The 19,970-nt window shown below is 65.1% G+C and carries 12 protein-coding genes, 1 tRNA gene and 1 pseudogene; 8 read left to right on the top strand and 6 right to left on the bottom strand.

All coding sequences use genetic code 11. From position 1 onward, the window contains the following. The first annotated feature begins 59 nt into the window (after positions 1-59). Both FG95_RS03865 and proC read left to right on the top strand, forming a co-directional pair. The gene (locus FG95_RS03865; RefSeq protein ID WP_235211449.1) at positions 60-1,724 is read left to right on the top strand and encodes an alkaline phosphatase family protein; all 1,665 of its coding nucleotides are present in this window, start codon (positions 60-62) and stop codon (positions 1,722-1,724) included. Between the two features lie 19 nt (positions 1,725-1,743). Then, on the top strand, positions 1,744-2,574 hold the full coding sequence (gene proC / locus FG95_RS03860; protein ID WP_052182060.1) for a pyrroline-5-carboxylate reductase: 831 nt from the start codon (positions 1,744-1,746) through the stop codon (positions 2,572-2,574). A 537-nt stretch (positions 2,575-3,111) separates the two neighbouring features. Here proC and FG95_RS03855 read toward each other — a convergent pair. Then, a complete protein-coding gene (locus tag FG95_RS03855; protein WP_037554088.1) occupies positions 3,112-3,624 on the bottom strand; it encodes a MarR family winged helix-turn-helix transcriptional regulator in 513 nt (170 codons plus the stop codon). Between the two features lie 78 nt (positions 3,625-3,702). Here FG95_RS03855 and FG95_RS03850 point away from each other — a divergent pair, with 78 nt between their 5' ends. Further along, positions 3,703-4,788, top strand: a complete 1,086-nt coding sequence (locus FG95_RS03850; RefSeq protein WP_037554087.1) for a branched-chain amino acid aminotransferase — start codon at positions 3,703-3,705, stop codon at positions 4,786-4,788. Between the two features lie 58 nt (positions 4,789-4,846). Next, positions 4,847-4,921 (top strand) — tRNA-Gln (locus FG95_RS03845). Between the two features lie 54 nt (positions 4,922-4,975). Here FG95_RS03845 and FG95_RS21325 read toward each other — a convergent pair. Beyond that, positions 4,976-5,071: pseudogene (locus FG95_RS21325) on the bottom strand (enoyl-CoA hydratase/isomerase family protein); the annotation flags it as partial. A gap of 440 nt (positions 5,072-5,511) precedes the next feature. Between FG95_RS21325 and FG95_RS03840 the strand changes: the two are divergent. Continuing rightward, the gene (locus FG95_RS03840; protein ID WP_152567568.1) at positions 5,512-8,256 is read left to right on the top strand and encodes a TonB-dependent receptor; all 2,745 of its coding nucleotides are present in this window, start codon (positions 5,512-5,514) and stop codon (positions 8,254-8,256) included. A gap of 107 nt (positions 8,257-8,363) precedes the next feature. Then, on the top strand, positions 8,364-9,038 hold the full coding sequence (locus FG95_RS03835; protein WP_052182058.1) for a MipA/OmpV family protein: 675 nt from the start codon (positions 8,364-8,366) through the stop codon (positions 9,036-9,038). A gap of 208 nt (positions 9,039-9,246) precedes the next feature. Here the strand turns inward: FG95_RS03835 and FG95_RS03830 are convergent, their stop codons facing one another. After that, a complete protein-coding gene (locus FG95_RS03830) occupies positions 9,247-12,249 on the bottom strand; it encodes a TonB-dependent receptor plug domain-containing protein (protein WP_052182057.1) in 3,003 nt (1,000 codons plus the stop codon). 401 nt (positions 12,250-12,650) lie between these two features. On the opposite strand from FG95_RS03830, the gene FG95_RS03825 reads away from it, so the two are divergent. After that, complete coding sequence (locus tag FG95_RS03825; RefSeq protein ID WP_037554135.1) at positions 12,651-15,059, top strand: penicillin acylase family protein; 2,409 nt, start codon at positions 12,651-12,653, stop codon at positions 15,057-15,059. Here the strand turns inward: FG95_RS03825 and dacB are convergent. Genes dacB through FG95_RS03810 form a run of 3 tightly spaced genes read right to left on the bottom strand, consistent with a single transcriptional unit; the run spans position 15,033 to position 19,077 of the window. After that, entirely contained in the window at positions 15,033-16,520 is a 1,488-nt protein-coding gene (gene dacB / locus FG95_RS03820; protein ID WP_052182056.1) for a D-alanyl-D-alanine carboxypeptidase/D-alanyl-D-alanine endopeptidase, read from the bottom strand. The genes FG95_RS03825 and dacB overlap by 27 nt on opposite strands. After that, the gene (locus tag FG95_RS03815; protein WP_037554086.1) at positions 16,517-17,545 is read right to left on the bottom strand and encodes a serine hydrolase domain-containing protein; all 1,029 of its coding nucleotides are present in this window, start codon (positions 17,543-17,545) and stop codon (positions 16,517-16,519) included. Before FG95_RS03815 ends, dacB begins: the two co-directional genes overlap by 4 nt. Then, positions 17,542-19,077, bottom strand: a complete 1,536-nt coding sequence (locus FG95_RS03810) for a permease (RefSeq protein WP_235211447.1) — start codon at positions 19,075-19,077, stop codon at positions 17,542-17,544. The genes FG95_RS03815 and FG95_RS03810 overlap by 4 nt, the downstream gene beginning before the upstream one ends. A gap of 294 nt (positions 19,078-19,371) precedes the next feature. Between FG95_RS03810 and FG95_RS03805 the strand changes: the two genes are divergently transcribed. Further along, positions 19,372-19,932: a superoxide dismutase family protein gene (locus FG95_RS03805; protein WP_235211446.1), complete on the top strand. Its 561-nt coding sequence runs from the start codon at positions 19,372-19,374 to the stop codon at positions 19,930-19,932. The last annotated feature ends 38 nt before the right edge of the window (positions 19,933-19,970 follow it).

The raw sequence follows: 19,970 nt of genomic DNA, 5'->3' as shown, positions 1-19,970 counted from the left end.
AGGCGGCTTTCGTCGAGAGGACAGCCCGCGCTGACACCCCTTGGTTGGAGAAGCCGTCCGTGACGCTGAAATATTTGTCCGCTGCCCTTGCCACCGCGCTTTGTCTCGCCGCGGGAACCGGCCTCGCGCAGGATTCGGCGCCGCCGGTGCAGAAGGTTACGGCCGCGACGCCTGCCCCGAAGCTGGTGGTGATGGTCGCGGTCGACCAGTTCTCGGCCGACCTTTTTGCCGAATATCGCGGCCGCTTCACCGGCGGTCTCGCGCGGCTCGCGTCGGGTGTCGTCTTCCCGTCGGGCTATCAGGCGCATGGCGCGACCGAAACCTGCCCCGGCCATTCGACGATCCTGACCGGCAACCACCCGGCGCACACGGGCATCGTCGCCAATAATTATTTCGACCCGTCGGTCGCGCGCGCGGACAAGCGCGTCTATTGCGCCGAGGACGAGAGTGTCGCCGGCACGACGTCGAAGGGCGGCGAATATGCGCCGTCGGTGAACCATCTGCTCGTCCCGACGCTCGGCGACCTGATGAAGGCGCGCGACCCGAAGGCGCAGGTCGTCTCGGTATCGGGTAAGGACCGCGCGGCGATCATGATGGGCGGACGCCGGGCCGACGAGTTGATGTGGCTCGTGCCCACCGGCCTCACCAGCTATCGCGGCACCACGCTGTCGCCGACCGCGCAGCAGGCGAGCGCCGCGATCGCCGCGGCGATCGGTCAGGCGCGTCCGGCACTGACGCTGCCCGCCGAATGCGCGCCGCACGACATCGCGATCCCGCTCGACAAGGGCGGTTCGGTCGGCACCGGCCGGATGGCGCGCGACGCGGGCGACTTCCGCCGCTTCATGGCGTCGCCCGAAGCGGACGGCGCCGTGCTCGCGACCGCCGCGGCGCTGCGTCAGGTGCGCAAGATGGGCGAGGGGGACAGCACCGACCTCCTGATCGTCGGCCTTTCGGCGACCGATTATGTCGGCCACGGCACGGGTACCGAAGGCAGCGAAATGTGCCTCCAGATGGCGGGGCTCGACCGCGAGCTCGGCGACTTCTTCGCGCGGCTCGATGCGACGGGCATCGACTATGCGGTCGCACTCACCGCCGACCATGGCGGCCACGACCTGCCCGAACGCAACCGCCAGAACGCCTGGCCCGATGCGCAGCGCGTCGACAAGGCGCTCGATCCCGAGGCGATGGGGAAAGCCGTCGCCGAAAAGCTCGGCCTGCCGCAGCCCATTCTTTACGGTGATGGCGGCGACTATTATCTCGCGAAGACGCTGACCGCGGCGCAGCGCAAGGCCGTGCTTGCCGAACTGCTTCCGCGCCTCCGCGCGCATCCGCAGATCGAGGCGGTGGTGACGCGCGAGGAACTCGAAGCGCATCCGATCTCGAAGCGCGCGCCCGATACCTGGACGCTGATGGACAAGCTGCGCGCCTCCTATCATCCGCAGCGGTCGGGCGATTTCATCATCGCGTTGAAGCCCCGCGTCACCCCGATCCCCGAAGCCGGCGTCGGCTATGTCGCGACGCACGGCTCGGTGTGGGATTACGACCGCCGCGTACCGATCCTTTTCTGGCGCAAGGGGCTGGCCGGCTTCGAACAGCCCAATGCGGTGATGACGGTCGATATCATGCCGACGCTGGCCTCGCTGATTGGCTTGACGGTGGATGCAAACAAGATCGACGGCCGCTGCCTCGACCTGATCTCGGGTCCAGAAAGCAGTTGCCGGTAACTAAGAAGAACCAGGGACCATGACGAAGAATTTGAAGAATTTTGCCGGCCGGATGCTGCTCGTGGGGTGCGGCAATATGGCGGGCGCGATGCTGGATCGCTGGCTGAAGGCGGGGCTTGATCCCGCTACGGTCGCGATCGTCGATCCGTTCGCGGCGCCGCGCGAGGGGATCGCGCAATTCGCATCGCTCGCCGAATGGCTGGGCGCGGGCGGAGCCGCCGAATGGGTCATGCTCGGCATGAAGCCGCAGCAACTCGGCGAAGTCGCGAACGAGCTTGCCGAGGTCGTGACGGGCGAAACCCATCTGCTGTCGATCCTCGCGGGGGTTTCGCTCTCCGACCTCGCGGCACGTTTTCCCGCCGCGCGGGCGCAGGTCCGCATTCTGCCCAACCTCGCCGCGCGCATCGGCGCCGGGGTCTCGGCGGTCGCGAGCCACGGCAACGCCGACGAGACGACGATCGGCAGCCTTCTCGACCCGCTCGGCACGGTCGTCCCGCTCGCCGACGATTCGACGATGGACCTCGTCACCGCCTTCACCGGCAGCGGCCCGGCGTTCGTTTTTCGCCTGATCGAATCCTACGCAGCCGCCGGAGAGCGCCTCGGCCTGTCGTCCGAAGACGCGTTGAAGCTCGCGACCGCAACCTTCGGCGGCGCGACCGCGCTGCTCGCCGACAGCGGCGAAAAGCCCGGTGCATTGATCGCGCAGGTCGCAAGCAAGGGCGGAACCACGCAGGCGGGGCTTGACGTGCTCGACAGCGACGGCCAGCTCGCTGCGTTGCTGACGGGCGTCTTGCGCGCGGCGCGCGACCGCGGGCGCGAACTGGCGGACATTGCGCGCGGCGAGGGATAGACTCTGTGGCTCCGGCTGACGCTGTGGGCAGCTGCCGTGGCGATCCTCCCTGTCGCGCAGCGATGGGGAGGTGGCAGCGCGAAGCGCTGACGGAGGGGCCGCGAGCGAAGCGAGCGCGCTGCGCGCGTGGCCCCTCCACCCCTCCCCACGGCTCCGCCGCAGGGGAGGATCATTATGTCCGTAATCGCTCGAAACCGGACATTCACCACCCTTCCGGATCCAAAATAAGCGAGCCGCGGCGCGGGCCGAAAAGATCGCTTTCCTACATTATCCGGCTGTGCCAGCCTTTGGACCGGCTCTTTGGATCGTTGATTGTCACCCGGCAGCAGGGGTTCCGCGTCGCTTTCTTAAAGTGACAAAGGAGACAGTCGCGGCGCGTTCACGCATATCCTTTGTCGCCTTAGAGCCGCAAAGGACACAATACGGTGCGCGCATGCGGGGCTTTTGTGGCTTTAAGGCCTGACCCGCCGGCGCAGCGTCGCCGCTCGGCGGGCGTCTCGCGGCAATCTCGATCCCTCAATCGCCTCAGGACAGATTCTAGCCGGCGTCCTTCCCCAGCTCTGCGATCCGGCGGCGTTCGCGCGCCGGGACGAGCGCTTCGCTCACCTGCCAGAAGCCGGTCACCGCCTGCTGCCCTGCATGGGTATAGGCGCGGCTCATCGTATCGCGCAGCGCCGCGAATATCTCGCGTTCGGCCGCGCGGCCGGCGTCGGTGAGCCGCAGCTCCTTGGCGCGCCGATCACGGTTGCCGGGCCGCGTCGTCAGATAGTCGCGCGCTTCGAGCTCCTTTACCACCCGCCCCAGCGACTGCTTGGTGATGCCGAGCAGCGCGAGCAGATCCGAAATCGTCAGCCCCGGCTGGCGCGCGATGAAATAGAGCGCGCGGTAATGCGCGCGTCCCAGCGCCTTTTCGGCGAGCCGCGCGTCGATTGCGTGCCAGAGCGAAGCATGGGCGAAAAAGAGGAACTCGATGCCGCGACGCACCTCCTCCTCGCGCAAGAAAAGGGCAGAGGCGGCGGGGACTTGTGAAAGAAAATTTTCATCCGGCATAGTCGCTACCGTTGCGCGCCGGGCCGCTCTTTGGCAAGAGGCGCGCTCCTGAAACCAGCCAACCAAAGGTGTTTTCGCATGTCCGCTCCCGTCTTCACCCATCTGCCGCATCCCGATCCGGCGGCGGACGATGTACGGGCGGCGGCGATTGCGGACCCGCTTTTCGGGCGCGTATTCACCGATCATATGGTGTCGATCCGCTATACCGAGGGGAAGGGTTGGCACGACGCGCAGGTGATGCCGCGCGGGCCGCTAACGCTCGATCCCGCGACCGCAGTGCTCCATTATGCGCAGGAAATCTTCGAGGGGCTGAAAGCCTATCGTCTCGACGACGGGTCGATGGCCTTGTTCCGCGTCGAGGCCAATGCCGCGCGCTTCAACGCGAGCGCGCGCCGCATGGCGATGGCCGAACTCCCCGAGGAATTGTTCATCGCGGCGGTGAAGGAGGCCGTGGCGGCCGACGCCAGATGGTTCCCGCCCGTCGACGGCGGCGCGCTCTATCTCCGCCCCTTCATGTTCGCGAGCGAGGTGTTTCTGGGGGTCAAGCCGGCCTCCGAATATCAGTTCCTCGTCATCACCTCGCCAGTCGGAAATTATTTCAAATCGGGCGCCCCCGCGATCTCGCTCTGGGTGTCGGAGGATTATACCCGCGCCGCGCCCGGCGGTACCGGTGCCGCCAAATGCGGCGGCAATTATGCCTCCAGCCTGGTCGCGCAGCGCGAGGCGATCGCCAAGGGGCACGACCAGGTCGTCTTCCTCGACGCCGCCGAGCATCGCTGGATCGAGGAACTCGGCGGCATGAACATGTTCTTCGTCTTCGACGACGGCAGCATCGTCACGCCGCCGCTGACCGGCACGATCCTTCCCGGCATCACGCGCGACGCGATCATCACGCTGGCGAAGGACGCGGGCCTGACGGTGCGCGAGGAACCCTATGCGATCGACCAGTGGCAGGCCGATGCGGAGAGCGGCAAGCTCACCGAAAGCTTCGCCTGCGGTACCGCCGCGGTGGTCACCCCGGTGGGCAAGGTGACGCGCGGAGAGGCGAGCTTCACGATCGGCGCGGGCGGCCCGGGACAGGTCACCGAAATGCTGAAGAGCAAGCTCGTCGACATCCAGCGCGGCCGCGCCGCCGACCCGCACGGCTGGGTCACGCGGCTCTGATCCGACCCGCCTTGCATTAGGTCGCGACGCGCTATAGAGCGCGCGTCGCACCGGCCGTTGGGGCGTAGCCAAGCGGTAAGGCAGCGGTTTTTGGTACCGCCATGCGCAGGTTCGAATCCTGCCGCCCCAGCCAGCCGGTGAATTGCAGGTCGGGTGGCGCGTCAGTCGTCGATTTCAGGTCCACGCCCGCGCAGAAGGCTCGCCCGGCTCCGCGCAGCACGATCACGCGGCAATCATCGTCGTCGCGCTTTTGCCGGAAATAGGAGGTCAGCGCATCGACCATACGCGGATCGATGGCGTTGAGCCTGTCGGGGCGCTCAAGCGTCAATATATCGAGCGTGCCCGAGCGGTGTATCTGCAACCCTTCATGCTGGCGGACGGATTGCGCGCGTGTCTTGTCGTTCATGCCGCCCCCTGTCCGCAGGGCGAGTCGGCAATTCGCAACGCTCGTTGTGCCGCGTGCAAGGGCGGAGCGTTCATAGAAACGCCGAGCCGATCCGATGATCGCGAGCGTGGCTTTGGGCGATGCGCCTGCCTCGACTCGCTCGCCAAAGCGTTACCCTGAATCATCGCGCAACCGGATTGTCAGATATGATTTATCGCATTATACCGTTATCCAAGCGCCTCGGTCCAATGACGCGCTACAAAGATGGGAAACGGATGATGAGCAAGGCGTCTAAAGCTGTCGTGTCGGTGTCATTGTTGCCACTCGTGGCGGGCCTGATGATTTCCGACGCAGCCGCGTCGGAAGGGCAATCGCGTACTTCCGAACCGATTTCCGGCAATGTGATCGTATCTGCGACCCAAGGAAATACCGATCCGCAGCCCGCCGGATCGGACGCGGAAATCGTGGTGACAGGAACGATTCGTCGGAGCCTTGAGGCGGCGGCCGAGATCAAGCGCGATTCAGTCCAGGTCGTGGATTCGATCGTGGCCGAGGAAATCGGTAAATTCCCCGACCCGACGACCGCCGCGGCGCTGCAGCGCGTGCCGGGCGTGCAGGTGACGGTGGGCGCGAACAACGAGATCACGGGCGTCGTGATCCGCGGGCTGGGCGACATCCTGACCACCCTCGACGGCCGCGAGTTCTTTTCCACCACCGGCAGAACCTTTTCGTTTCAGGACCTTCCCGCCGAAGCCTTGTCGCGGGTCGACGTCATCAAATCCGCGACGGCCGACCTCATCGAGGGCGGGATTGCAGGGAACACCGACCTTCAGTTGAACAAGCCGTTCAAGTTTCGCGACCCGACGATCGTCGTCACCGCCCGCGGGAACTACGCCACCAACGTTGAAAAGCTCAATCCGCAGTTCGGGCTCCTCGCTACCAACCGCTGGGACACCGGCATTGGCGAGATCGGTGCACTGTTGAACGTCTCGTGGAGCCGCACCGACTATAACCGGCCTTATCTCTATGCTCCCGTCCGCCGTTCTACTGCTACGGCGCCGTTCAACTTGCCGGGCTATGCGTCGCAGAACGTCGCGGGCGGGCTCAATGAATATGGCTATTTCGAACGTCCGCAGGCGAATGCGGCGATCCAGTGGCAGGCAACGCCCGAACTCGAAATCTATTTCGACGGACTTTACGCGGGCTATCGCGCGAAGCAGCAGTCGGCCTTTGTCGAGGCCCAGCTGTTCAGCCCGGGCACGACGATCTCGAACCCCGTTACGAACGACAATTGCTTCCGCGCTCGCGTGAACGCAGCCGGATTCAACCCGACGACGGCCCAGATCGAAGCGGGAGAGTTCACGCTGCAAGAGCTTTGCGAGCTCGACAGCGCCACCTATGGCAACGCCACCTCATTCGTCAGCACCCAGGCGCGCGATCAGAAGACAGACAATTACCTCTTCGGCGGCGGTTTCATCTTCGAGAAGGGGCCGGGCCGCGTAAAGTTCGACCTCGCCTATCAGGAATCGACCTTCATCAATGAAGTGGTGATCGTCGATGTCGGCAAGCGGCTGGCGGAAGTCGTGGTCGAAAGCAACGCCGGCATCGGGGCGCAGTATGAGTTCACCGGTAACCCGCTGAACGATCCCTCGGATTTCAGGCTCCGGAACGGACTGAACCAGAATTTCACTCGCGCGGACGGGTCGCTGTTCCAGGTACGAATGGACGCCGAGTTCGAGGTCGGGGGCTTGCTCGACCAGCTTCAGCTGGGCCTTCGCTTCGCCGATCGCGGTGCCACGTCCAATCAGGCGCTAGTCAACCGCGCCGCACCCGGCGGCGATTCGAATACGCTGCTCAGTTCACTGGATTTGCCGTCCGACTTCCTCATCGAGGTCCCCGGAATTCCGCGCCTGAACGGCGGAGCTCCGCGTTTGTCGCCCAACCCCGATTATCTGCGAACGGCCGAGGGCCGCGATCGGCTGCGCGAGATTTACGGCGTCGCATTGGGCGATCCTGTTTACCAGCCGGAGCGGCGCTTCGACGCAAAGGAACGGACCTTCGCCGGCTATATTCAGGCGAAATATGAAGTCGAGCTTGGCGGACCGCTCGTCCTCGACGGGGTCATCGGCGTGCGGCCGACGCTGACGGACCGGCAGATCGAAGGCGCTGGCGTGGTCAGCGGCGTGGTCACTCCGGTTCGTGCGAAGACGTCGGATATCGATATACTTCCCAATGCCAGCGCGCGTATCCAGTTCGGCGGCGGCCTGCAGGCCAGAGCGACCTATTCGAAAACGATCCGCCGCCCCGATTTCGGCTCGCTCAATCCCGGTTTGAGCTACATTGTGGCGACCAATCCGAACGTTCAGAATTCGGGATCGGCGGGCAATCCGGAACTGCGTCCGCAAAAATCGGAAAGCTTCGATGCGACGCTCGAATATTATTGGAAGAGCGGTTTCGTCGCCGTGGCGGGCTATTATCGCGACATCACCGATCGCGTCATCAGCGCCCCGTCGCTCGAATTCATCGACGGCATCGGATATAATATCACGCGTCCGCGCAACGTCGGCGAAGCGAAGCTCAAGGGCGTCGAAGTCAGCGGTCAGACCTTCTTCGATTTCCTGCCCGGTGCTCTGTCCGGCTTCGGCGTGTCGGGCAACTTCACCTATGCCGATTCCGAAGTCGGCGGCGACGACCGGCTTGCCGGCCTGCCGCTTCAGGGCGTCAGCAAATATAATTTCAACGCTGGCCTGTTCTACGACAAATTCGGTTTGTCGGCGCGTCTCGTCTACACCTATCGGTCGAGCTATTATGACGGCGACACGACCGGGCTCAATCTGGTGCGGCCGATCACGGACGCGGAACTGGCCGCCGGTGTGACCCCGCCCAATCTGAACTACGTCCGTCCGGGCGGGCGTCTCGATTTCGGGATCGGCTATGAGCTGAACGAGAATCTGCGGGTCGACGTCGGCGGCACCAATATTCTGGGCAATAAATATCGCAGCTACTTCAACCCGACCGGGTTCAACCGCGATATCCGGTGGGACGACACCATCTACACCGCCGGGATCCGGGCGCGCTTCTAAAGGCGCATGCTCCGAGGGGAACGGTAGTCCTTAAGGCGCTTGCACCATTCGCAACATTTCATTTTCAGTGCGGTGCCGCCGCTCATGAATCGCCAGCCTTCGTCATCTTGGTCCGCATCGTCGTCGGTGTCGGCGGACTCTATGCGCCAGCCTATCAGGGCGCGGACGATTACAGGTTCCAGCCGCTGCCCATGGTCGACGTGAAATGGGGCCGTTTCTTCGTCAATCTTCAGGACGGTATCGGAGCCAATCTCTTCGATTCCGAGCATGTGACGGTTGGCGCAGGGCTCACTCCGGTCGGCGGCTACCGGGCGAAGGATGCGCCGGATGGCATCGGCAAGCTGTCGCTGGGCCTCGGTGGGCGCGGTTTCGTGAAGCTGCGGCAGGGCGGCTTCGAAGCGACGCTCGGAGCGACCAAGGTCATCACCGGCAACACCGAAGGCGTTATTGTGGATGCGAGCCTCGCCTATCGCGTCACGGCGAGCGACAAGCTGATGTTGATCCCGTCGATCGGCACCACCTGGGGGAACCGAAAGCACAACAATCGCTATTTCGGGGTGACCGCAGAGCAATCCGCCGCATCGGGGCTCCCGCAATATCGCGCGGGCAGCGGGCTTGTCGACGCGAAGGCCGAACTCGCAGTCGTCTACCGCCTGACCGATCGCGTCAGTTTGATGACAGTGGGAGGCGTGTCCTCATTGCTTGGCGATGCGAAGGACAGCCCGATCGTCTATCACAAGACGCGTCCTTATGGGATCTTTGCGATCACCTACCGTTTCTGATCCTACAACCATGAAGCCGCGATGCTCGACGACCGCGGACTATCGCCTCTTTGTCCTCGGAGTAATCGGCGATCGCGCCGGTGGTGTGCCCCCGCTTCCTTCGCGATATTGCGCAGCGAAGCGGGGGCATGGCCATCACCCTGATTTCCGGGGGCGCAGCAGTTCGCGGCTTGTTGTCACGCGAAATTGGCAGCTCGTTCCTGCCGGTTCACTTCGTCCTGAACCGGATTCCGACGCGGAATTGGCGGCCGAGAAGATCCGAATAGGTGCTGTTCGCAGCCAAACCGGTTTCAGGTAGCAGCAGCGGATCGGCATCGAACAAATTGGTCACGTTGAAGAAGAGTTCGGCCTGCGATCCACTCTGCATCCGGACCTTCTGTGTCAGATTGAGATCGACGTAGAAGGTGCCCTTGACGTGGTTGTTGTCATAGGTCGGCGCCTGGCTGGTCGAGGTCGGGCAGCCGCTCGTGCATTCGATGGCGTTTGCCAGATATTTGCCCGAACTGACGCCTCGACCGGTGATCGTGCCTGAGAAAGCCGGATTTTCATAGATGAGGCTGCCGCGAAAGATCCATTTCGGCGTTGCCGACTGGCTGCCGTTCGCGCCGACGGTATTGACCGGGGTTACCCCGGCAATGCCGGTGTCTGACAGATTCTCGATATAGCGCGTCGCGTTACCCCGCAGCGTGATGCTGCTTTCTCCGCCGACCGGCAGGCGGTAGGCCGCGTCGAAGTCGATGCCGCGCACCAGCTTGCTGACGAAATTGAAGGGCTGACTGCGGATCAGCAGATAGGGGACGCGCGGCGGCCCCGGTTGTTCGCGTGCCGGATCCTCGGTGATCGCGTCGCAATATTCCTGTCGTCCTTCGTCGCAGCGGTTGACGATTTCCTGTGCGGAGATCGTATCGATCGCATCCTCCAGATCGATGCGGAAATAATCGACCGATGCGCTGAAGCCGGGCAGGAAACGCGGCGTGACCACCGCGCCGATATTCCACGAATCGGCCTTTTCCGGTTTCAGGTCCGGATTGCCCGTCGTCAGGCCCGAATAGGGGAAGAATTGCGGGCCGCTGGTCGGGTCGCCCTGAACGAACGCCGGGTTGCGCACCGAATCGCTGTTGGCGGTGCCTGCCTGGAACAGTTCGTTGAGGTTGGGGGCGCGAATGTCGCGCGATCGCGTGACGCGGAAGCGGATATCCTCGATCGGCGCCCAGGTTGCGCCAAGCTTCCACGTGGTAACATAGCCCGAGGTCGAATAGTCTGTCGCGCGGACAGCTCCGTTGAATTCGAGGCCAAGGCCCAGCGGGACCACGGTCTCGAGATAGGCTTCCTTCACATTATAGCTGCCCTTGAACGGCAGATAGTTGCCGACCGACCATCGGTTCGACGTCGTCCCGTCGGCGTTGCGGGCGGGCTGAAATTCCTCCGGCACGCTGCCGCGAATCTTCTCTTCGCGATATTCGCCGCCGATCGCGATGCTCACGTCGCCCGCCCATGTCGCGAACGGCGTCAGCGACAGGTTCGCACCGGCGACATATTGCTCCATCACCTGCTTGCGATAGGGATCGCCGAGCACATAGTCGATCGCCGCCGGGTCGGCGACGCCGATACCCAGACGGTTGAGCGGCACGCAGTTCGGATCGTTGTTGTTGGCGTCCGCATCGACGTTGATCAGGCACTGGATCGAACCGGTCGCATAGCCGCCGGAATTTCCTGCCGGCGCGAAGGCGGCGTTTGACGCGTCTCGCATCCGGCCCACATTCATGATGTTGCGGAGCTGCTCGCGCAGGTCCGACCGGCTATATTGGCCATAAACGTCCCAGCGCGCCGCTTTGCCGAACGCGTCGAACTCGCCCTCGGCGCCGATGACATAGCGCTGGACCTCGCGCTGGTTGTTGATGCCGCGGAACGGCAGGTCGGCCGCGGTGGTCGTGATGCTGATGCTGTTGACGCCCGCGAGGCGCGCGGCACCCAGCGTTTGCAGCGCAAAGGCGTTGCAGGTCGTGGGGACGGGGACGACCGTGCAACCGACCGTGCCGAGCGTCGCCGACCCGAGGTTGGGGCCCGCGTTAAAGAAGACTTCCTGCCGGTTGTACGAGCCTTCGGCGAAGATTTCGACGCCGTCGGCGATTTCGTAGCTCAGGCGGCCAAAGACGCCCCAGCGGTCGTCTTTGGGGTTCAGGCCGATGCGGCGGCCCGAATCGTTGAGCCGCCAGTCGCCGCCGACGGTGCGCGTCACCGCGGAACCGCTGTTCAGCGCGGGCGAGTTGAACGAGCCATAGTTGAACTGATTGACCTCCCCGTTCCGCCCGAAATAGAGGCCGCGCAGTGCATTGTTGTTGCCCGCCGAACCCGTGATGAAGCCGCCGGGCGCCTGATTGGTCTGGCCGGCATTCTCGCGGAAGGTGATAAACGCCGGTTGGCCATTGGTCGCGGTATAGGCGGGGTTTGCGAAGGCCAGATAGCCGCGGTGGTTCCACGGCCGGTCGTTCGGATCGATCTCGTAAATGCCGTCCTGATGCGCGATCTCGGCGTTGAAGACGGCATGGCCGCGGCCTTCGGCGAACGACAGGCCGCCCGCCACGCTGCCCGAATAGTTGAACCCGTCGCCCTTGTCGGTGAGGCCGATGTCCCCGGTGATGCGGAGACCTTCCAGCTTTTTGTTGAGGACGAAATTGACGACGCCGGTGACCGCGTCGGAACCATAGGCCGACGATGCGCCCCCGGTCACGACCTCGACCCGATCGACCAGCGCCTGCGGGATGGTGTTGATGTCGACCCAGCCGAAAATCGTGGAACCGACCGAACGACGGCCGTCGACGAGAACGAGCACGCGGCTTTCGCCGAGGTTGCGCATGTTGAGCGCGTTGATGCCCGCCGAGCCGTTCGAAATATTGAGGCGCGAGTTGGCGGGCCGCGTCGAACCGGCGAGTTGTGGAAGCTGGTTGACGAAATCGGCGATATTGTTCGACGGCGAGGTGTTTTGGATGTCCTGTTGCGACAGAACGACCAGCGGGGTCGGGGCTTGGAAGCCGTCGCGTGCGACGCGCGAACCGGTGACGATGATCTGGTCGGACAGCGCCGCTTCGGTGCTGTCGGCAGCGGAGGCTTCCTCCTGCGCCAGTGCCGGTGCGGCCTGCACCAGCGCCAGTGCGGTCATCGCCGCCCCGAAACGGCCCAGCGGCCCACGAACATGTTCCATATCACGCATATCAGCAGTCCCCTGTTGCCCGAGCCGCACGCCCCAAGGCGCGTTCCGGCCTGTCGCCGGCTCGGCTTGCCTAATGTCCCACCTGACCATCTGGCGGATGCCCTGCTCCGCCCTTCTTATTCATGATAAGCGCCGTACCCTACCCGCGGCCGCCACGCACAAGGCTAGCCCAGGTCGGTTTGGTGACGGTGAGGTTACAGGGTGCTTTCGGCAGGTCAACAACTACCCTAATAACTTGAATATATGGATATATAACCTCAAGGAATAATACTGTGGCAGCCCTTGCGGGAATATCTGATAGCTTGCAGTTATAGGACGTGACCCGCTTGTTATGGCCGCGCCGCGGAGAGGTGCGATAGGGTCGGCGTTGGTTGTGCTTTTTCGATGTTGGAGGGCTCCTGTTGATCCAGCGCCGTGCGTTCCTGCTGGCTTCCGCCGCCTTTGTCGCGATGCCGGCAAGCCTGATGGCAAAACCCAAGGTGACGGGAGGCATGGGCACAGCGCGGTCCGTCCGGCTGGCGGGCGCGCGGGCACCGATCGAGGTGATCGAAGACGAACTGGGCGTGCCGCACGTCCGCGCCGCGTCGTTGCACGACGCCTTTTTTGGGCAGGGCTATCTCGTCGCGCGCGACCGGCTCTTCCAGATCGATATGGATCACCGCCGCGACATGGGGCGAATGGCCGAAGCTTTCGGCCCACGATTTATCGCGGCGGACAAAGCGGCGCGACTTTTCCTTTATCGCGGCGACATCGACGCCGAACTTGCGGCGCTGCCGTCCGACGTCCTCGAATGCGCGCGCGGCTATGTCGCCGGCGTCAACGCCCGCATCGACGAACTCGCAGCCGATCCGGCGCAATTGCCGCTGGAATATGGCATCCTCGGAATCAGTCCGCTGCGCTGGGATGTGCGCGATCTCGTGCGGGATCGCGGCATCAGCATGGGCGACGCCGACGACGAGGTGCGCCGCGCACAGCTTCAGGCGCGCGGCCTGCTCGACGCCGACCAGCTGATGATGCCGCTGCGCCCCGCCTGGTCCTTCACCATCCCCGAAGGGCTCGACGTCGCGGCGGTGAGCGAAACCGATCTGGGTATCCTCGACCCTGCCAACCGGCCTGCGAGCTTCGCCCCGATCCAGGAAACGCGGCTCGACCCCGCCGAGCGCAATGCCGAGCGCTTCGCGCTCGGCAGCAACGCGTGGACCGTCGCACCGTCGCGCAGCGCGACCGGACGGCCGATTCTCGCCAATGACCCGCACCTCGGCATCGGCGGGTCGAGCCCGCGGCACATGGTCCACCTGACGGCGCCGGGGCTCGATGTCATCGGTGCGGGCGCGCCGGGACTGCCCGGCATCATGCAGGGCCATACCGACCGCTTCGCCTTTGGCCGCACCAATTTCCACATCGATCAGACCGACCTCTTCATCCTCCGCACCAAAAAGGACGATCCCGGCCGCTATTGGCACAAGGGCGAATGGAAAGCGTTCGAGACGGTCGAGGAGGAGATTGCCGTCAAGGGTGCGCCGGCCGAGCGCGTGATCCTGCGCTATGCGGACGGCCGCCCGGTCGTGTCCGAGGATGCGGCACGCGAGCGCGCGGTTGCCCTGGCGACCGTCGCCATGCTGCCAGGTGCAAACATGCGATTTGCGATCATCGCGATCAACCTGTCAAAGGACTGGGCGTCGCTCCGCAAGGCGTTCAAGCTGCACGTTTCCCCGACCAATTTCCATTATGCGGATGTCGACGGCAACACCGGCTGGCAGACAATCGGTTTTGTACCGCGCCGGCCGCGGCACGACGGGTTGTTTCCGGCGCCCGGCGACGGGTCGTTCGACTGGACGGGCATCCTGCCCGTCGAGGATATGCCGCACGTCTATAACCCGCGCGAAGGCTGGTTCGCGTCGGCGAACCAGATGAACCTGCCGGCCGATTATCCCTATCGCGAACGGATCATCAGCTTCAGCTGGAGCGACCCCTTTCGCTACGATCGTTGCGCCGAGGTCTTGCGTGCCCAGCCGAAACACCGGATCGAGGACAGCATCGCGCTTCAGCACGATGTCCAATCGCTTCCCGCGCGCGCACTCGTCAAACTGCTTCCGGCCGCGCCGTCGCCCGAAGCCGCCGGCGCCGCGGCGCTCCTCCGCCGCTGGAATTGCGGCATCGAGGCCGACAGCGCCGCGACCCTGCTCTATGAAATGGTCATGGCATCGCTGTCGACGGCCTTTTACGAACGGGTCGTTCCTGCGGCTGCGCGCGACCTGATCCCCTCGGTCAACCTGTCCGAAATGTTGCGCATCCTCGGCGCACCCGACAAGCGCCTCGGCGACGATCCCGTGGCGGCGCGCGATGCGATGATCGATGGCGCACTGGCGGCGGGCTGGAAGCGCGCGGTCGAACTGGCCGGCCCCGATCCCGCGGGCTGGCGCTGGGGCGACCTCCACCGCGTGACGATCGCCCATCCGCTGGCGTCGTCGAACCCGGCGATCGCGGCGGCCTTCCCGAAGATCGAGGGCGGCCGCTCGGGCGGCGACTGGAATACGCCGATGGCGCGCGGTTTCAACGCCAAACGCGGCTTCGACGTCTCGCACGGCGCCAGCTATCTCTTCGTCGCCGACGTCGGCGCTTGGGACAATAGCCGCTTTCTGTTGCTCCCCGGCCAGTCGGCCGATCCGCGCTCGCCGCGCTATCGCGATTTCTATCCGAAGTGGATCGCGGGCGAGATGCAGCCCTTATGGTTCAGCAAGGGGGCGGTCGAACGGCACGCCGCCGCGCGGCTGATCCTGACCCTAAAGCGCCTCGGCGATAGCGACTAGCGCGCGGTCGACCGCAGCGGTCGCCTCGCCATCGGTGTCCTCGGGCATGTCGTTCGCCAGCGCCGAGAAGATGAGCGTCGCGCCGCTGCGCGTCACGAGATAGCCCGACAGCGCGCGCGACGCGTTGAGCGAGCCGGTCTTCGCGAACAATTTTCCTTCAAGGACCGTGCCCTTGAACCGGTTTTGCAGTGTCCCGTCGCGCCCCGCGACCGGCAGCGTCTCGCGCCACGCCGCGCCCCATGGCTGGCGTGCGATCCAGCCGAGCAGACCGACCGCGGCGCGCGGGCTGAGGCGGTTGTAGCTCGACATGCCCGACCCGTCGGCAAAGTGATAGCCTGCCTCGGACACGCCCGCCCCGGTCATGACCCTTTGCATCACCGCCTGCCCGTCGGCGATCGAGCCGCTGCCCGCGTGCCGCGCGACGCGCCGCAGCATCAGCTCGGAGTGGAGATTCTGGCTTTCCTTGTTGATCCGCACCATATTTTCGGCGAGCGACGGCGCGGGCAATTCGGCGAGCATGGCGGGTTCGGGGGGGCGCGTGGCCGGTGCGCCCTTGCGATTCTCGGGATCGTCGGCGGCGGTCAGCGGCCGGTGACGCACCGCAATATCGCCATCGACGCGCACCCCGCGCGCGCGCAGCAGTTCGCGAAAGCGCCACGCCGTATAATGGGCGGGATCGTCGATCCCATAGCGGAGCGCCATCGGCGCGACATCGGCGCCGACGGTGCCGGTCAAGCGGAGGGTGCGGCTGTTCGGCATGCGATCGGCCTCAATCGCCTCTTCCTTGCCCGCGACGGTAATGACGCGATTCTCGATCTCGTAATAGCCGGACGTCTGTATGCCCGGCGCCGCGCCGATCGCACCCGGCGCCAGCTTCACCACCAGCTCATTGTCGTCGAGCGTCAGCGCCGATATGCCGGTGCCGTAACGCGACGGGATATTGTTCCAGCTCATCCCCGGGCTCCAACGCTCGTCGGGGAACCAGCTGTCGTCGCCGACTATGTTGCCGACATGACGCGTCTTCGCCGCGACCGCGTCGGCGAGCGTTTGCAGGCAATCGGTCTTGCAATCGTCGGCGCTCGACAGCATCGCGTCGCCGCGCCCGTGCAGCACGACGTCGACCTTGCCGTCGGCGCCGGTTTCAAACCGCACGCCCGTGCCCTTTGCGTTGCTCTGGAGCGAAGGCAGCTCGGCATAGGCGATCGCGGTCGTGAACATCTTGGTGTTCGATGCCGGGATGAAGCGCTGATCGGGCGCGATCGACACCAGCACCTCGCCGTCGAGCGTCGTCACGAGCACACCGAAGCGCGAACCCGCCGGTCCCTCGGCCAGCTTCTGCTCGACAGTCGCCAGCAGCGGCGCAGGCACCGGGCTCGTGGCCGTCTGCGCCCGCGTTGCGACCGACGAAAAGGACAGCGCGAGTGCCGCGGCGAGAGCGAGCTTGTTGATCGGTGCGTTCATGATTTCGTCTGTTCGTCCCATGCAGTGATGACCCGATCGCCCACGGCGGGGCGCAGGATCGCAATGTCGCTATCGGCGTGGCGGGTCGGATGGACCCGGTTGGTGAGCAAGGTCCAGGCGAGGCCGCGTTCGAAATCGACCCAGAGGCCGGTGCCGGTGAATCCGGTATGGCCGATCGTCTCCGCCGAACAGGCATCGCCGCCATGCCATCCGGCGAAGGCGCGTTCCCAGCCACAGGTACGATGGCGATCGCCCGCCGTACGGATTTCGGCCATCATCGCTTCCGGCAGGATTTCACCGGCCATCAAAGCGCGCGCGAAGCCGAGGACGCCGTCGATGGTGCCGAACAGCCCCGCGTGGCCCGGCGCGCCGCCGAGCGCGAAGGCGTTTTCGTCATGCACCTCGCCCTTCATCACGCGCCCGCGCCAGCTGCAATCTTCGGTTGCGACCGCCGGGCCGGGCGGCGGGCCGAAGCCGAGTCCCGCGCCGAGCGGCCAGTCCGACAGCGGCGCGCCGGTCAGGCGTTCGATCGCGATGCCGAGCAGGATAAAATTGATGTCCGAATAGACCGGCGTTCCATGTCGCCACTCGCGCTGAAGGACGAAGGCGCGCAGCCGCGCCGGATCGTCGCCATAGGTATAGATCGGCTCGACCGCGGGCAGGAAGCTGCGGTGCATCAGGCAATCGCGAAAGGTCAGCTTGCGCTCGGCCGCGCCCGCGATGTCATATTGGCGCAGATCGGGGATGGCGTCGGTCAACGGCCGGTCGAGCTCGAGACGACCTTGCTCGGCGAGCGTCAGGATCATCGTCGTTGTCGCGATCACCTTGCTGAGCGAGGCGAGGTCGAACCAATGCTCGCGCGTCAGTGTCTCGCGCGCGGGGACGAGCGCTGCCATGCCCTCCAGCCGGACCGCACTTTCGCCGTCGGCACCGACCACGCCGACCGCTGCGCAGGGAATGCGCCCGCTTTCGACCGCTTCGCGCGCGGAGGCGAAGGCCGCCTCGCAAACAGCTCCGACCGTCACGCCGGTATCCGCCCTTTCACGCGGGCGACAACGGGTAACAGGAAGATCGCCGCAAAGCTCAGCGCGCCGGACAGCAGGAAGAAGCCGTCATAGCCGATCTGCGTCTGCATCGACCCCGATGCCCCCGCGAGCAGGCGCGGCAACAGGAAAGCAAAGCCTGAGAGCAGCGCATATTGCGCGCCCGGATAGGTGGGGCTCACCAGCATTGAGAGATAGACGACGAAGACCGCACCCGCGAAGCCGTTGCCGAATTGGTCGACCGCGACCGAGGTGTAGAGGACGAGAGCCGACGGGTCGGCGTGCCACAGCCAGACATAGATCCAGTTGCCGACGGCGGCGGTCACCGCACCGATACCGAGAGTCCAGCCGAGCGACAGCCGCGTCGACAGAAGGCCGCCGAGCGCGACTCCCGCCATGCTCGCCGACAGCGCGACCACGCCGTCGGCGACGCCGATCTGGTGCAGGCTATAGCCCTTCGCGTTCCACAGGGGATGCGACAGCGTCAGCGTCAGCACGTCGCCCATGCGGTAGAGTGAAACGAAGGCGAGCATTGCGAGCACCGCATAGCCGTAGCGCCAGAACAGCTCGACATAGGGCGCGGCGAAGGCGGGCAGGGTGGCTGCTGTGCCGGCGGAAAGGCGATTGATCCGCGGCAGCGCCATTGCCAGCGCCGCAAAGGGAAGCAGCGCCACCGCCAGCACGAAAGGCGTTACATTGGTCTTCGCCGACAGCCCCATGCCCGCAGCAACCGACAGCAGGATCCAGCCGGCGGCCGCGGCAATCAGTGCGGCGGTGAGCAGGATGAGCAGGCTGGCGCCGATCCCGCTCGCCAGCGCCAGGACGCGGCCGCCCGTGCCTTCGCGTTCGGGGCGCATCGCTGCGAGAATCGGAAAAGGCGCAAACGCCGCGATTGCGATGACCAGATAGGCGATCGTCCAGTCGGCCCACGCCGCGACCAGAATCGCGCCGCTCCCCGCCGCGACCATCGCGCTGCGATAACCCCACAGATTGGCGGCGACGATCGGCGCCTGCTCGGTCTGCGTCGGCGCAAGCTCGATCCGCCAGCCGTCGGCTGCGACCTCGAGCGTTGTCGTCCAGAAGGCGAGCAGGATCGCGAACAGCGCGGTAAGCGGCAGGCTCTTGTCGCTCGAGGTAAAGGCCATCGCGACCATCGACAGGAAAATGCCGAGCTGCGACAGCATGATCCACCCGCGCCGCCGCCCCCAAAAGCGCGCAAAGCCGGGTATGTCATAGCGTTCGATCAATGGCGCCCAGGCGAATTTGAAGGTCGGCAGCAACGCGATCCACGCGAAAAAGCCGATGATCACGATGTCGACCCCGTGCCGCGCGAGACGCAACGTCAGCACCGCATTGAACATGTAAAAAGGCAGCCCCGCCGAGAAACCGAGCAATAGATAAAGGCCGAGCAGGCGCCTTGCCGACGGTTTGGCGGGCGTATCACGAGCGAGCGCCGGCGCGTCGACGCCAAGCACCGCGGCCGCTGCATTCGCCTCAATCGCCGATACAGTCACGCGCCGGCACCCGGCCCGGCGGCCCCCTGGCCCTCTGACGCCGCGATTCCGCGGTGGAATGAACCTCTCATCGACCCTTTTTTGCCCCGATCTGTTTGTTCCGTCCCGAGCGTGCGATCCTTCCGCGAGCGGAGCCCGCCCGTCAAGTTCGGCGTTTCTCGTTGGCCCCGCGACGCGCCCGCAGGTTCAATGCGCTGGCCGGTTGACGGGCCATTGCGGAACGTTGGAGCCGCCGGGCGGTTTGCTTAATATGTGACATGGCAACGGAGGCCTTTAATGAACAAGATTTACTGGATGACCGTCGCGATTTCCGCCGTGCTGGCCGGTTGCGACGCCCCTGAAACTTCGACGCAGGCGCCCGACCCGACGGTATCGAAAGAAGGAGCGGCCGGGGCCGGCGGCGATGGAACGACGGTAGAAAGTGCCGCGGCGATCCTGCGGACCGCCGGGGGCGAGCCTGCCGGACAGGCGACCGCAACAATGGTCGACGGGCGCGTCAAGTTGGCGCTTCAGGTCGAAGGGTTGCCGACGGGTCGGCACGGGGCCCATGTGCATATGACGGGTAAATGCGACGCTCCCAAATTCGAGAGCGCCGGAGGTCATTGGAACCCTACCGGTGCGAAGCATGGACTGGAAGACCCGGCAGGGCAACATGCCGGCGACATGCCCAATCTGGTCGTCGGCGAAGACGGGCGCGGCACGCTTTCGTACGAGTTGCAAGGCGCGACCTTCGAAGGTCTGCTCGACAGCGATGGCTCGGCCATGGTGATCCACGCGTCCGTCGACGATCAGAAGACCGATCCGTCGGGCAATAGCGGCGACCGTATCGCTTGCGGTATATTCGAGACTGGCTGACGGCGCGGCGGTCTTGCTCGCAAGCGAATTGCCGCTGA

Source organism: Sphingopyxis sp. LC363, from assembly GCF_000756385.1.
GTDB lineage: Bacteria > Pseudomonadota > Alphaproteobacteria > Sphingomonadales > Sphingomonadaceae > Sphingopyxis.
The sequence above is the reverse complement of the archived record's forward strand: the minus strand, read 5'-3'. Positions and strand labels throughout refer to the sequence as shown.

Coding starts and splice junctions, on each gene's coding strand:
- proC (WP_052182060.1), top strand. CDS start 1,744: ATGACGAAGAATTTGAAGAATTTTGCCGGCCGGATGCTGCTCGTGGGG.
- FG95_RS03855 (WP_037554088.1), bottom strand. CDS start 3,624: ATGCCGGATGAAAATTTTCTTTCACAAGTCCCCGCCGCCTCTGCCCTT.
- FG95_RS03850 (WP_037554087.1), top strand. CDS start 3,703: ATGTCCGCTCCCGTCTTCACCCATCTGCCGCATCCCGATCCGGCGGCG.
- FG95_RS03840 (WP_152567568.1), top strand. CDS start 5,512: ATGATTTCCGACGCAGCCGCGTCGGAAGGGCAATCGCGTACTTCCGAA.
- FG95_RS03830 (WP_052182057.1), bottom strand. CDS start 12,249: ATGCGTGATATGGAACATGTTCGTGGGCCGCTGGGCCGTTTCGGGGCG.
- dacB (WP_052182056.1), bottom strand. CDS start 16,520: ATGAACGCACCGATCAACAAGCTCGCTCTCGCCGCGGCACTCGCGCTG.
- FG95_RS03805 (WP_235211446.1), top strand. CDS start 19,372: ATGACCGTCGCGATTTCCGCCGTGCTGGCCGGTTGCGACGCCCCTGAA.